The sequence below is a fragment of the Variovorax paradoxus genome, from assembly GCF_040544635.1.
In the GTDB taxonomy this organism is placed as follows: Bacteria; Pseudomonadota; Gammaproteobacteria; order Burkholderiales; family Burkholderiaceae_C; genus Variovorax; species Variovorax paradoxus_R.
Map to the genome: position 1 here is coordinate 261,090 of NZ_JBEPKJ010000008.1, position 14,151 is coordinate 275,240.

At 67.2% G+C, this 14,151-nt stretch carries 11 protein-coding genes; 7 read left to right on the forward strand and 4 right to left on the reverse strand.

What is annotated here, in order from left to right; genetic code table 11:
* The first annotated feature begins 17 nt into the window (after positions 1–17).
* Positions 18–488 (forward strand): hypothetical protein, encoded by a 471-nt coding sequence (locus ABIC94_RS15725; RefSeq protein WP_354373932.1) that lies wholly within the window; start codon positions 18–20, stop codon positions 486–488.
* Between the two features lie 73 nt (positions 489–561).
* Here the strand turns inward: ABIC94_RS15725 and ssb are convergent, their stop codons facing one another.
* Positions 562–1,131 carry a single-stranded DNA-binding protein gene (ssb, locus tag ABIC94_RS15730; protein WP_354373933.1) on the reverse strand — a complete coding sequence of 190 codons (570 nt, stop codon included), beginning with the start codon at positions 1,129–1,131 and terminating at the stop codon, positions 562–564.
* A gap of 170 nt (positions 1,132–1,301) precedes the next feature.
* On the opposite strand from ssb, the gene uvrA reads away from it, so the two are divergent.
* Complete coding sequence (gene uvrA / locus ABIC94_RS15735; RefSeq protein ID WP_354373934.1) at positions 1,302–4,418, forward strand: excinuclease ABC subunit UvrA; 3,117 nt, start codon at positions 1,302–1,304, stop codon at positions 4,416–4,418.
* Positions 4,419–4,430: 12 nt separating this feature from the next.
* Positions 4,431–5,321, forward strand: coding sequence for a DMT family transporter (locus ABIC94_RS15740; protein WP_354373935.1), 891 nt, complete (start codon positions 4,431–4,433; stop codon positions 5,319–5,321).
* Positions 5,322–5,331: 10 nt separating this feature from the next.
* Here the strand turns inward: ABIC94_RS15740 and ABIC94_RS15745 are convergent, their stop codons facing one another.
* Genes ABIC94_RS15745 through ABIC94_RS15755 form a run of 3 tightly spaced genes read right to left on the reverse strand, consistent with a single transcriptional unit; the run spans position 5,332 to position 9,340 of the window.
* Positions 5,332–6,069 (reverse strand): GntR family transcriptional regulator, encoded by a 738-nt coding sequence (locus ABIC94_RS15745; RefSeq protein ID WP_436318027.1) that lies wholly within the window; start codon positions 6,067–6,069, stop codon positions 5,332–5,334.
* 23 nt (positions 6,070–6,092) lie between these two features.
* A complete protein-coding gene (locus tag ABIC94_RS15750; protein WP_354373937.1) occupies positions 6,093–7,856 on the reverse strand; it encodes a glycerol-3-phosphate dehydrogenase/oxidase in 1,764 nt (587 codons plus the stop codon).
* The gene (locus tag ABIC94_RS15755; protein ID WP_354373938.1) at positions 7,853–9,340 is read right to left on the reverse strand and encodes an FGGY family carbohydrate kinase; all 1,488 of its coding nucleotides are present in this window, start codon (positions 9,338–9,340) and stop codon (positions 7,853–7,855) included. The genes ABIC94_RS15750 and ABIC94_RS15755 overlap by 4 nt, the downstream gene beginning before the upstream one ends.
* A 180-nt stretch (positions 9,341–9,520) precedes the next feature.
* Between ABIC94_RS15755 and ABIC94_RS15760 the strand changes: the two genes are divergently transcribed.
* From ABIC94_RS15760 to ABIC94_RS15775, 4 genes are all read left to right on the forward strand, one after another.
* The gene (locus ABIC94_RS15760; RefSeq protein ID WP_354373939.1) at positions 9,521–10,564 is read left to right on the forward strand and encodes a substrate-binding domain-containing protein; all 1,044 of its coding nucleotides are present in this window, start codon (positions 9,521–9,523) and stop codon (positions 10,562–10,564) included.
* A gap of 61 nt (positions 10,565–10,625) precedes the next feature.
* The gene (locus ABIC94_RS15765) at positions 10,626–12,137 is read left to right on the forward strand and encodes a sugar ABC transporter ATP-binding protein (RefSeq protein WP_354373940.1); all 1,512 of its coding nucleotides are present in this window, start codon (positions 10,626–10,628) and stop codon (positions 12,135–12,137) included.
* A complete protein-coding gene (locus ABIC94_RS15770; RefSeq protein ID WP_354373941.1) occupies positions 12,134–13,150 on the forward strand; it encodes an ABC transporter permease in 1,017 nt (338 codons plus the stop codon). The genes ABIC94_RS15765 and ABIC94_RS15770 overlap by 4 nt, the downstream gene beginning before the upstream one ends.
* Positions 13,147–14,133 carry an aldo/keto reductase gene (locus ABIC94_RS15775; protein ID WP_354373942.1) on the forward strand — a complete coding sequence of 329 codons (987 nt, stop codon included), beginning with the start codon at positions 13,147–13,149 and terminating at the stop codon, positions 14,131–14,133. Before ABIC94_RS15770 ends, ABIC94_RS15775 begins: the two co-directional genes overlap by 4 nt.
* Positions 14,134–14,151: the final 18 nt, after the last annotated feature.

The window sequence follows — 14,151 nt, forward strand, 5'->3', positions numbered from 1 at the left end:
CGACGAGAGGAGTTCCCATGTCCGGAAACATGTCCCCCGCAGGTGCCATCGCCCGGCGACCGACGCGAACGGCACCCACGCTGGCCGCCGTCGGCATGCTGCTGCTCCTGTTGCCGCTGCCGCTGCGGCTCAGTTCCGCGGAGCCGATGCACGGCATGAACAGCTCCACGGCCCGGTTCAGCGTCTCGATGGTCGTTCTCCCGACTTTCAAGGTGCTCGAGGTCACGCCCGTCAAGGGCGGACACGAATACCGCGTCTGGACCAACATGAAGTCGGTGCTCATCAAGGGCCGCGAGTACCGGTTCGACAAGATCGGCGAAACGACGCTCATGGTGGCCGGCACCGACGCCGACGGCCGCGACAGCCTTGCCTCCGCCTGGCAAGGCGTCATCGGTGCGATGGCGGCGACCACGGGCTCCGCGCCACCGCAAGCCGCCACCCCGGCTGGCGACGGCAGCAACGCGATGCGGGTGACGGTGACCTACTGACAGGAGCAATGCAAAAAGGCCTGCAGCCAATGAGCTGCAGGCCTTTTTGCCGGCAAATTCCAAGGGATCGATTTCAGAACGGAATATCGTCGTCCATATCGTCGAAGCCCGACGACGACTTGGCCGGCGCCTGGCGAGGCGCGGCCGCCGGAGCGCGCGGTGCCGCGGCGGGCGCACGGGGAGCGTAGCCCCCACCACCGCCACCGCCACCGCCACCAGCGTTCCCGCCTTGCGAGTAGCCGCCACCGCCGCCGCCTTGCGAATAGCCGCCGTCGTCCTCGGGACCGCCCGCCGGGCCGCCCTGGCCCTGGCGGCTGCCCAGCATCTGCATCTGGTCGGCGCGGATTTCGGTGGTGTATTTTTCGATGCCGTCCTTGTCGGTCCACTTGCGCGTGCGCAGGCTGCCTTCGACATACACCTGCGAGCCCTTGCGCAGGTACTGGCCGGCAATTTCGGCCAGGCGGCCATTGAAGACGATGCGGTGCCACTCGGTGGCTTCGCGCATTTCGCCGCTTTGCTTGTCTTTCCAGCGATCGGTGGTGGCCACGGTGACGTTCGCGACCTGGTCGCCGCTCGGGAAGGTACGCATTTCGGGGTCGCGCCCCAAGTTGCCGACGACGATGACTTTATTGACCGATGCCATATGCACTGCCCCTGATAAGTAGATGAAGGAGGAGGAAGAGAACCCTAGATTGTGCCCGATGCCGGCCGCCCGGGTACCGCCGCCTGGCGCCCCGAAAGCACCGGCCGGGGAGCGCCTCATGAAACCGGCCTCAACCCGCCCCCTCGCCATGAAATGCCGCTCGGACTATCATGTCCGGTTGCCCTCGGACGATCGCCCCCTTGAATTCCAAAGCCATTGACGACTTCGCCGCCAACGAGGAGAGCGCACGCGACGCGCAACTCGAACGCGACACCTACCTCGGCGCCGTGCTCGCGCAACAGCGCATCAGCATCCGCGGTGCGCGCACGCACAACCTGAAGAACGTCGACCTCGACATCCCGCGCAACAAGCTGGTGGTCATTACCGGCCTGTCGGGCTCGGGCAAGTCGAGCCTGGCCTTCGACACGCTGTATGCCGAAGGGCAGCGGCGCTACGTCGAAAGCCTCTCGGCCTATGCGCGGCAGTTTCTGCAGCTCATGGACAAGCCCGACGTCGACGTGATCGAGGGCCTGTCGCCCGCGATCAGCATCGAGCAGAAGGCCACCAGCCACAACCCGCGCTCCACCGTGGGCACGGTGACCGAGATCCACGACTACCTGCGCCTGCTTTACGCCCGCGCCGGCACGCCCTACTGCCCCGAACACCACCTGCCGCTGCAGGCGCAAACCGTGTCGCAGATGGTCGACGCCACGCTCGCCATTCCCAATGAGCCGCGGTTGATGATCCTGGCGCCGGTGGCGCGCGAGAAGAAAGGCGAATTTCTCGAGCTGTTCGCCGAGATGCAGGCGGCCGGCTACGTGCGCTTTCGCGTCGACGGGCAAACCTACGAATACAACGACCTGCCCAAGCTCAAGAAGACCGAGAAGCACGACATCGACGTGGTGATCGACCGGCTGCGCGCGCGCCCCGACATGCAGCAGCGCCTGGCCGAAAGCTTCGAAGCCGCGCTGCGGCTGGCCGAGGGCCGAGCCATTGCGCTGGAGCTGGGCGCCGAGGGTGTGGCCGACAAGGAGCACCTGTTCAACGCCAAGTTCGCCTGCCCGATCTGCCACTACTCGCTGTCGGAACTGGAGCCGCGGCTCTTCTCGTTCAACTCGCCCGTGGGCGCCTGCCCGAGCTGCGACGGCCTCGGCCACCGCGAGGTGTTCGACCCGGCGCGCGTGGTGGCCTTTCCCACACTCTCGCTTGCGAGCGGCGCCATCAAGGGCTGGGACCGCCGCAACAGCTACTACTTCAGCATGATCGAGAGCGTTGCGAAGCACTACAAGTTCGACGTCGACGCGCCCTTCGAGTCATTGCCCGCCTCGGTGCAGCAGGTGTTGCTGCACGGCTCGGCCGCCGAAGAAATCAAGTTCAACTACACGATGGAATCTGGCAACTTCGCGGGCAAGAAGCTCACGAAGAAGCACCCCTTCGAGGGCATCATCCCGAACATGACGCGGCGCTACCGCGAGACCGATTCGGTGATGGTGCGCGAAGACCTCGCGCGCTTTCGCAACCTGCAGCCGTGTCCGGACTGCGGCGGCTCGCGCCTTCGGCCCGAAGCGCGCAACGTGTTCCTGGTGGACGAGTCGGCCCGCCCCGCCGATGGGGGCGAGCCGCCCCGCATGGCGATCTTCGAGCTCAGCCATCTCACGCTGCGCGATTCGCTCGCCTGGTTCCAGACGCTGAAGCTGCGCGGCGCCAAGGCCGACATCGCCGACAAGGTGGTGCGCGAAATCGGCCTGCGGCTCAAGTTCCTGAACGACGTGGGCCTGAACTACCTCAGCCTCGACCGCAGCGCCGAGACGCTCTCGGGCGGCGAGGCGCAGCGCATCCGGCTCGCCTCGCAAATCGGCTCCGGGCTCACGGGCGTGATGTACGTGCTCGACGAGCCCAGCATCGGCCTGCACCAGCGCGACAACGATCGTCTCATCGGCACGCTGAAGCACTTGCGCGACATCGGCAACAGCGTGATCGTGGTCGAGCACGACGAGGACATGATCCACGCCGCCGACCACGTGATCGACATGGGCCCCGGCGCGGGCGTGCACGGTGGACGCGTGATGGCGCAAGGCAGCTATGCCCAGGTGGCGGCCAACCCCGATTCGCTCACTGGCCAATACCTGTCGGGCGCGAAGAAGATCGAAGTGCCCAAACGCCGTACCGCCTGGCTGCCGGTCGTGAAGAAACCCGCCTTCAACGAAGGCAAGAAAGCCTCGCGCTTTCCGGCGAGCCCCGCGGCCGAACGGCGCGCCGCGCGCGAAGCGGCGCACCTCGCCTCGCAAACCGCCTTGCAGGAAATCCGCGTGGTCGGCGCCACCGGCAACAACCTGAAGAACGTGAGCGTGGCCTTCCCGGTCGGCCTGCTGACCTGCGTCACGGGCGTCTCGGGCTCCGGCAAGTCGACGCTGGTGAACGACACGCTCTACACCGCTGTGGCGCGCACGCTCTACCGCGCGCACGAAGAACCAGCCGCGCACGAAGCGGTCGAGGGCATCGAGTATTTCGACAAGGTCATCAACGTCGACCAGTCGCCCATCGGCCGCACGCCGCGCAGCAACCCGGCCACCTACACGGGCCTGTTCACCCCCATCCGCGAGCTGATGGCCGAGACCAACACCGCGCGCGAACGCGGCTACGGCCCGGGCCGCTTCAGCTTCAACGTGGCGGGCGGTCGCTGCGAAGCCTGCCAGGGCGATGGCGTGGTGAAGGTCGAGATGCACTTCCTGCCCGACGTGTACGTGCCCTGCGAGGTGTGCCACGGCCAGCGCTACAACCGCGAGACGCTCGAGGTTCTGTACAAGGGCAAGAACATCGCGCAGATCCTCGAGATGACGGTGGAGAACGCGCACGAGTTCCTGAAGGCCGTGCCGACCATCGAGCGCAAGCTGCGCACGCTGCTCGATGTGGGCCTCTCCTATATCAAGCTCGGCCAGTCGGCCACCACGCTCTCGGGCGGCGAGGCGCAGCGCGTGAAGCTCGCGCTGGAGCTCAGCAAGCGCGACACCGGCCGCACGCTCTACATCCTGGACGAGCCGACCACCGGCCTGCACTTTGCCGACATCGAACTGCTGCTGAAGGTGCTGCACCAGCTGCGCGACGCGGGCAACACCATCGTCGTGATCGAGCACAACCTGGACGTCATCAAGACCGCCGACTGGCTGATCGACATGGGTCCCGAAGGCGGTGCCGGCGGCGGCATGGTGGTGGGCGAAGGCACGCCGGAAGACATCGCTGCGAATGAAGCGAGCCACACGGGTCGCTACCTGAAGCGCTTGCTGTAGCAAACCCACGCGATGTCTTCCTTCACGCCGCGCCAGTTCGTCCTGCTCGTTCTCCTGACTCTCGCATGGGGTCTGAACTGGCCCGTGATGAAGCTCGGCGTGGCGGACTATCCGCCGCTCGCCTTCCGCGCGGTCTCGACCTGGCTCGGCCTGCCGGTGCTGGGCCTGGCGCTGGTCTTGATGAAGGTGCCGTTCCGCGTGCCGCGAAGTGCGTGGCCCGAGCTGGTGTGGCTGGCCGCCACCAACATGTTCGTCTGGCACGCGCTCATGATCCTTGCGGTGAAGGCACTGTCGGGCGGACGGGCCGCCATTCTGGGCTACACGATGCCGGTGTTCTCCGCGGTGATCGGCGCACTGCTGTTCTCGGCCGCGCTCACCCGGCGCTCGTGGCTCGGCGTGGGCGCTTGCGCCGTTGGCGTGGGGTTGCTGCTGTGGCACGAACTCACCGACTTCGCGGGACGGCCCGGCTATGTGGCACTGGCCCTGGTGGCCGCGGCCACCTGGGCATTGGGTACGCAACTGCTGCGGCACACGCGCATCGGGTTGCCGACGCTCACGCTGTCGTTCTGGATGACGGCGTTGACCGGCGTGGTGACGACGTTGCTCTCGCTGCTGTTCGAACGAGAGGAGTGGCGGTGGCCGGGCTCCGCGACCTGGGGCTCGGTCCTCTACAACGCGGTGCTGATCTTCGGCTTTGCCAATGCCGCGTGGTTCTACCTGGCGCGCGGCCTGCCGCCGGTGGCCTCGACACTGAGCGTGATGTTCATTCCCGTGCTCGGCGTGTTCAGCGGCGCGGTGTGGCTCGGCGAGGTCGTGCACTGGCAAGACTGGGTGGCGGTCGCACTGATGGTGGTGGCCATCGCCTCCGTGCTCTGGCCTTCGCGCAGCACCGCCAAGGCCTGACGAAGAAAAATCAGGTCGTCGTCTGCACGTGCAACCGGCTGGTCTTGCAGCGGTGCAGCGCACGGTAGTGCTCCAGCGGCCGGCCGTTGGCACCATAGGCGATCGACTCGATGCGCAGCAGCGGTTCGGGCTGCGGCAGGTCGAGCAGCTTGCAGGTTTCGGCGTCGGGCAGCACTGCGTCGATCCAGCGTTCGGCGCGCACCAGGCGCAAGCCGTACTGCCGGCGCAGCACGTCGTAGAGCGAGCGGTCTTCCAGGCGCGCGCGGTGCAGGCCCGGCGCCAGGTCCGCCGGCACCACCGTTTCGACCAGCAGGCGCAGTTCGCCGTCCACGCTGCGCAGGCGCTTGAGCGCCACCACCTGCGTGTCGTCGGCAAGGCCCAGTGATGCAGCCTCGTGCCCGGTGGGCGCGCGCAACTCCTGCGTGAGTATCTGCGTACGCACCGAGCGGCCCTTGCGTTCCATCTCGTCGGAGAAGCCCAGCACGGTGGAAACAAAATCTTCGTCGCGCTCGCGTGCCGACACGAATGCGCCGCGGCCCTTGATCTTGTAGATGAGGTTGTTGCGCACCAGGTCGGCCAGTGCCTCGCGCACCACGATGCGCGAAATGCCGAACTGGTCGCCAAGCTCCGCCTCCGAAGGCAGCTTGGCGCCGATGGGCAGCACACCCTGCAATATCTGCAGGCGAATGGCGTCGCGGAACTGCGCCCACAGCGGTGATTCGGAATTGCGGTCGAGCACGGTCGACATGTCGTTGGGACTGTTCACTTTTTTTAAGCTTGGCCGAGAACTGGACTGGCCATCAATGATGCATCGAAAGAGGGTTCCTCGCCCGGAGCCGACGCGTGAAGGCGCACGTTGTGCCGCTCGCGCAGCGCGGTGGCGCAGGCACACAGCTCGTTGTGGGCATGGGTCGCGTCCCAGCCCAGCGCCTCGGCCGCAACACCCGCGATTTCGGCGAGCGCGGCATCGGTCACCAGGCCGCGAATGGCCAGCAGCGTGCGGCGAATCACGAGGTCGTCGAGATGAATCACACCGGTTTCCAGGCACAGGTAGGAAAGCTCGGCGGCCGAATAGTCCGGCGCATGCTGCAGCGGCACATCGCCCGAGGCCGCGAGGCGCTGCGCCAGCGGCAGCGCCTTCGAGCCATAGCGGCCGAGCAGGCTCAGCGCGCGCACGCGGCCCAGGCCGGAGGCCGCCGTCATCTTCTCGATGAAGCGCTCGGTCGCCGCCGCGTCGGCCGGCAGGTCCGCGCCGCCGCCGATGGGCAGCAGCTCGGTCGATGCGGTGCGCGAGCGGCCCAGCAGCTGCAGCACTTCGTTGGTGGCTTCTTCGGCCAGCGAGCGGAAGGTGGTCCACTTGCCGCCGACGAGGCCGACGATGGCAATGTCGCGCGTCGCATTCGGCGGATCGACCACCACCGAATGGTCGCGCGAGATCTGGCCCGGCTTGTCGGCATCGGAACGCGCGAGCGGGCGCACCCCGACATAGGTGTAGACCACGTCGCCGCGGCCGAAGGCCATGTTCGGGAACACTTCGCGCAGCACGTCGATCAGGTAGTCGATCTCGGCAGGCTCGGTCACGATCTGGTCCGGGTCTTCCACCGGGATGTCGGTGGAGCCCACCAGCACACGGTCCAGAAACGGATAGACGATGCACACCCGCCCGTCGACCGCCTCGAAGTAAGCCATGCGGCCGTCGAGCGCGTCGCGCAGCGCGGGGTGGTCGAGCACGAGGTGCGAACCTTTGGTGCCCATCACGCGCGGGCCCGCGCCTCCGAGCACGGCCGCGCTGCGGTCGAGCCATGCGCCCGTGGCATTCACCACGGTGTCGGCCGTCACGCGCACCAGCACGCCGGTGATCTCGTCACGCAACGTGAGGATGTTGCCCGCGCAGCCCATCACGCGGCAGTAGTTCGCGGCCGCGGAGCGCGGCTGGTCGCGGCAGGCATCGCCGATCAGTTCGAGGATGAGCCACTCGGGATGGCTGATCCACGCATCGAAAAAAGTCGCGGTCCAGCGGATGGCCGCACGGAACAGGCCGCGGTCGGCCGAGGGCACGCGGCTGATGCGGTGCCCCGGCATCACACGCTGGCGGCGCCCCAGCAGGTCATAAAGCCGCAGGCCGAGCGCCACGGCCAGCAGGCCGCGTGTGCGCTGCGGCGGCGTCTGGCCGAAGAACTTGAGCGCGCTGCTCATCAGCCCGCCGAAGAAGTTGGCGAGCGGCACCACCGTCTTGAGCGGCCGCACCAGGTGCGGCGCATTGCGCAGCAGCAGGTTGCGCTCGCGCGTGGCTTCGGCCACCAGCGAGAAGCTGCCGCTCTCCAGGTAGCGCAGGCCACCGTGGATCATGCGCGAGGGTGCGCTGCTGGCGCCTGCGCCGAAGTCGCCCTTGTCGACGATCAGGCAATCGACGCGCTGCAGCGAAAGGTCCCGGAACACGCCGACGCCGTTGATGCCGGCGCCCACGATCACGGTGGAGAAATGCCGACCCGCCAGCGAGGCCGGGCGCACGAAAGGAAGCTGCCATGCGCTCATTTCGCACCGCCCGCGATGTGGGTGAATACAGGTGACATGCTGTCGATCAGTTCGTTGAAACCGGCGTTGAAATCCGCATGAGCGCTGGCGTCCCGTGCATCGGGTTCGACCACTTCGCAGGGCGCGAGCAATGGGCTGCCTTGGCGCGCGTCGTCGAGCCCTTGCGACATGGCCGCGTAGATTGCGGCGCCGCGCGCGCCGGTCTCGTCGTCGGCGCAACGCTCGACCGGACGCCCAAGAAAAGCGGCGAGCAGGCGCACGAGGCGTGCATCGCCCGCGCCGCCGCCGAGCACCGTCGTCTGGCTCACCGCGAGGCCGCCCGCTGCAAGGCGCGCCGTGTGCCGTGCATGCAGCGCCGCGACCGAATCGACCACGGCACGTGCCATGTCCGAGCGTGTGTGGTGGCTTTTGAGGCCCACGAAGCCGGCAGTCACACCGCCTCCGCCATTGACGAAGGGCACAAAGCGCAGGTCGTTGGCGCCGAGCGGGACCGTCATGGCCAAGTCGACCACGGCGCGCGCATCGGGCAGCGCGAGCACGCCGGCCAGCCAGGCGATGTTGGCCATCGAGGAGGGGCTGTTCTCCATGTAGAGCCGCTCGTTGCTGCGGCCGAAGTTCACGATGGCGGCGACGGCGGGCTTGGGCGCCAGCACCGGCCCGATGACCGCGTTCACGCACCAGGTGCCGAACACCGACACCGCGCGGCCGCGCGCTTCCGCGCAGATCGCCGTCATCGAGGCGAGCAGGTCGATGGCGCCCATGGCCACCGGAGTGCCCGCGGGCAATCCGCACAGCGCGGCCTCGGATGGCAGCAGCTTTCCGATCACGCTGCCGCTGGGCACGATGGGGCCGAAGGCGCGCGGACTCAGGTCCGCAAGGCCCGAGGCGTCGAAAGCCGCCTGCGACCAGGTGCCGGTAGCGAGCGACACCAGGCCGGCCGTGCTCGCATCGCTCGCGTCGGTGGCAATTTCGCCGGTCAGCAGAAAGCCGAGGTAGTCCTTGGCGAACAGCAAACGGCGCAGTTCGCCGCGCTGCACGGCATCCGTGCCCAGCAACTCGGCGGCGATCACCGTGGGCTGCCCGGGCCAGGGGCTGCAGCCCACGTCCTCGAACAGCTGCGCACCGCGGCTCGACGACAAGGCGCGCGCCCGAACGTCGGCGCGCTGGTCGGTCGATGCGACAGCACGGCCGCCCGCGAGCTGGTTGTCGGTATCGAGCGCATAGAGGCCGGCGCCGTGACCGGTGCACGCCATGGCGCGGACTTCAACCGTGCGCGGGCCGAGCTGCTGGGCAACATCGCGCAGCACGTGGGTCAATGCGGCGCGGATCGCGGACGCGCCCACCTCGCAGCCGCCTCCCGACAGCCGGTCGTGCGGCAGGGGCATGCGGGACAAGGCGACGGGGCGGCCGCTTCCGGCTTCGAGGGCCAGCGCTTTCAGGCTGCTCGAGCCCATGTCGACGCCGATCAATATGTTTGGCTTCATGTCATAACAGCTTCGGCGAGTTAAAAGCGGCTCGCCAGTAGCGTTTCCCCTAGTTATCGCGGCAAACAACCCGCGATTACATTCTACCTGTCATAACAACTGTCGTGACAACGAGGTCCCAAAGATCTGCTGCCCCAAGGCAGGTCGCAAGCTCTGCCAGTCAACGCGAGGAGACACAAGATGAGGCGAAATTTCCTGAAGTCCGCTGCGGCCGCCGGTATCGGCCTGGCCGGCACCAGCGCATTTGCGCAGTCCGCACCAACCACCACCGCAGCCACCGGTTTGCGCGGCAACGCCAGCGACGTCTACGTGATGAACGTGATGGTGTCGGGCGTCGAATACTGGTTTCCGGTCTACGAAATGATGAAGCAGCTCGGCCGCACGCTGGGCGTGCGCACCCGCTACACCGGCACGCCCGAGTACGACGTGAACAAGCAGTTGGCCTCGTTCGAGCAGGAGCTGGCGCGCAAGCCCGCGGGCATCCTGCTGCACCCGATGAACCCGGACCCGTTCATCGAGCCGATCAACCGGGCGGTGGCCATGGGCATTCCGGTCGTGACCTTCGCGGCCGACTCGCCCAACTCGAAGCGCGCCTCCTTCGTCACCTCGGACAACGACCGCGAAGGCACGCAGGCGGCCGACGCGATTGCCGCGTCGCTGGGCGGCAAGGGCGAATATGCGGTGCTCGAGAACCCGGGCCAGGACAACCACGACCGCCGCATCGCGGCCTTCGTCAACCGCATGAAGACCAAGCACACGGGCATGAAGCTGGTCGGCCGCGCCGCCAGCAACCAGGACCCGAGCAAGGCCTACCAGGCGGTGCTGAGCCTGGCGCAGGCCAACCCGAACCTGGGTGCGCTGTTCATGCCCGAAGCCAACTCGGCCCTGGGTGCGGCGCAGGCCAAGATCGAATCGAAGAAGAACATCCGCGTGATGTGCTGCGACGTGAACGCCAAGATCCTCGACATGATCAAGGCCGGCGACGTGTTCGGCGCCATCAACCCCAACCAGGGCATGCAGGGCTACATGGGCATGATGATGCTGTTCCTGGCCAAGAACCCCTCGCTCATCGACCCGATGAACGACGCCAAGCGCAACGGCACCAATCCCATGTCGGTGCCGTTCCTGGACAACGGCCTGTCGGTGGTCAGCAAGGCCAACGCGGACGACTTCTACTGGGACAAGTACCTCGCCCGCCGCGGCACCAAGGGAATCGGCGAATGAGCGCAGCGCCGGGCCGCCCCAAGCAAGCTCGCACCGCAGCGCATAGCGCGGAGGTTGCCGAGTGACCACGTTGCTCGAACTGCGCGGCATCAGCAAGCGCTTCGGCGCTTCGCGCGCGCTCTCGGGCGTGGACTTCTCGCTGCAAGCCGGAGAGATCCATGCCCTGTGCGGCGAGAACGGCGCGGGGAAGTCGACGTTGATGAGCATCATCGACGGCATTCACCGCCCCGACGAAGGCGACATCCTGCTCAACGGCGAGAAGGTGGCCATCGACGGTCCGGCGCATGCCATGCGCCTGGGCATCGGACTGGTGCACCAGGAGATCGCGCTGTGCGCCGACGCCACCGTGGCAGAGAACATCTTCATGCCGGAGATCAACGCCGGCAAAGAGGCGTGGATGAACTACGCCAGCCTGAACGCGCGCGCCGCCGAGGTGCTGGCGCGGCTCGGGCAAGACATCGACCCGAGCGCGCCCGTGCGCGAGCTGAGCATTTCGAACCAGCAGCTGGTGGAGATTGCCAAGGCGCTCACGCTCGACTGCAAGGTGCTGATCCTCGACGAGCCCACGGCCGCGCTCACCGACAACGAATCGGCCGCCCTCTTCCGCGTGCTGCACGACCTGAAGGCGCAGGGCATCGGCATCATCTACATCAGCCACCGCATGGCTGAAATATTCACGCACTGCGATCGCGTCACGGTGCTGCGCGACGGGCGCAACGTGCATTGCGGCCCGCTGGCCGGCATGACCGCCGACGAGCTGGTCCGCCGCATGGTGGGGCGCGACCTCGGCAACTACTACCCGCCCAAGCAGGCCGGTGCCGAGTCGTCCGGCCCGGTGCTCGAGGTGACCGGCATCGCCGACGGCGAGCGCGTGCACGGCATCTCCTTTGCGCTGAAGCGCGGCGAGATCCTCGGCATTGCCGGGTTGATGGGTGCCGGGCGCAGCGAACTGGCCGAGACCGTGTGCGGCCTGCGCGCCGCCACGCACGGCACGGTGCAACTGCACGGCAAGACGCTCTCGATCCGCAAGTACAGCGACGCGCTGCGCGAAGGCATCGCCTACCTCAGCGAAGACCGCAAGGCCGCAGGCGTTTACCTCGACCTGCCGATTGCGCAGAACATCTCTTCGATGGCGCTGCGGCGCGTGAGCTCCGGCTGGGGCCTCTTGCAGCGCTCGGCCGAACACCGCCTGGCGCGCGAGCTCGGCGCCAAGCTCAATCTCAAGTCGGACGGCGTGGCCATCGAGGTGTCGAGCCTGTCGGGAGGCAACCAGCAGAAGGTGGCCATTGCCAAGCTGCTGGCCACCAACCCCCAGGTGCTGCTGATGGACGAGCCCACGCGCGGCGTGGACGTGGGCGCGAAGTCCGAGATTCACCACATCCTGCGCGATCTCGCGAACCAGGGTGTGGGCGTGATCGTGATTTCTTCGGAGCTGCCCGAAATCATCGGCCTGTGCGACCGTGCGCTGGTGATCCGCGACGGACGACTGGCCGGCGAATTGAATTCCAACGAAATGACGGAGGAAGCCCTGCTGCGGCTCGCCTCCGGACTCTGCGAACAGGAGATGGCATGAACTATCCGGCACAACTCGATGCGGGCATCGCGCCCAGGCAGTCAGGAGGCGGCCCCGTGAAGCCCACCAACAAACTCACGAGCATGCGCGAGATGGGCCTGCTGCTGATCATTGCGGTGCTGTGCGTGGCAATGAGCTTCGCGTCGCCCTACTTCCTTACGTGGGACAACGTGCGCGCAATGCTCCTGTCGTTCTCCATCGAAGGCATCGTGGTGGTTGGCATGACCATTTTGCTGATCGTCGGCGGCATCGATCTTTCGGTGGGCTCGGTGGTCTGCTTTGCGATGGTGGTCACGGGCAAGCTGTTTCTGATGGGCGTCGACCCGTGGCTCGCGAGCCTGGTGGCCATCGGCGCGAGCGGGCTCATCGGGGCAATGATCGGCGGCTGCGTCACGCGCATCGGGCTCAACCACTTCATCGCGTCGCTGGCGTTCATGGTGATCGTGCGCGGCCTGTGCCTTGCGCTCACGCAGGGCACGCCGCAGTCGCTGTTCTCGCTGCCGGCCGAGTTCAAGTTCATCGGACAGGGAACGCTGTTCGGCGTCCCGGCCGTCATCCTGATCTTCATTGCCATCGTCGTCGTGAGCGACTTCGTGCTGCGCCGCTCGACCCTGCTGCGGCGCGTGTTCTATACCGGCAGCAACGAAAAGGCCGCGCTGTACTCGGGCATTCGCGTGGGCCGCGTGAAGTTCTGGGTCACGGTACTGTGCTCGGCTTCGGCAGGCCTGGCCGGCGTGATCTACACGGCGCGCTTCGGCGCCGCCACGCCCACCTTCGGCGTGGGCATGGAACTCAACGTGATTGCCGCGGCGGTGATCGGCGGCGCCAGCCTCAAGGGCGGCTCCGGCACGGTGCTGGGCGCGGTGCTCGGCCTGGCGCTGCTCTCGGTGGTGACCAGCTCGCTGATCCTGCTCGACGTATCGCCCTACTGGCAGGACGTGATCAAGGGCCTGATCCTGCTCGCGGCCGTGACCATCGACCACCTGTTGAACACAAGAAAGACGACGCGATGACGATGAAGAAGACAACCCTGGGCCCGTCGGGCATCGAAAGCTCGGCCATCGGCCTTGGCACCTGGGCCATGGGCGGATGGATGTGGGGCGGCGGCGACAACGCGGCGGCCGTGGTGGCCATCCAGGCATCCTTGGATGCGGGCGTGAACCTGATCGACACCGCACCGGCCTACGGGCTCGGGCGCTCGGAAAGCATCGTGGGCACCGCGCTCAAGGGGCGCCGCCACGAAGCCGTCATTGCGACCAAGTGCGGCCTGGTCTGGCACACGCAACAGGGCACGCACTTCTTCGAGGAAGATGGCCACCCCGTGTACCGCTTCCTCGGCCGCGAATCGATCTTCCATGAATGCGAAGAGAGCCTGAAGCGCCTGCAGACCGACTACATCGATCTCTACATCACGCACTGGCAGGACAGCACCACGCCCGTGGCCGAGACCATGGACGCGCTGCTCGCGCTCAAGAAGCAGGGAAAGATCCGCGCCATCGGCGTGAGCAACGTGAGCCCCGAGACGCTCGCCGAATACCTGCGCCATGGCCCGGTCGATGCGGCGCAGGAGCGCTACAGCCTGATCGACCGCGAGATCGAGCAAACGCTCGCGCCCCTGTGCCGCGAGCACAACGTGGCGGTGCTGGGCTATTCGTCGCTGGCCCTGGGCCTGCTCGCCGGCCCCATCGACCCCGAGCGCGAGTTCAAGGGCGACGACCAGCGCGCGGCCAACCCGCGCTTCAGCCCGGCCAATCGGGCAACGCTCAAGGCCTTCTTCGAGGAGCTTGAGCCCGTGCGCGCAAAGCTTGGCTGCTCGTTCGGCCAGATGATGATCGCCTGGACCGTCGCGCGCGGCACCGTGGCCGTCGCACTCTGCGGCGCGCGCGTGCGCCAGCAGGCCATCGAGAACGCCGGCGCCGGCGCGGTCGAACTGGGCGACGAGGCCCTGCGGCTCATCGACGCCGCGGCGAAGCGCCACCTGGGCGCGCTCGCCTGACCTCCCCTTCTTTTTTCC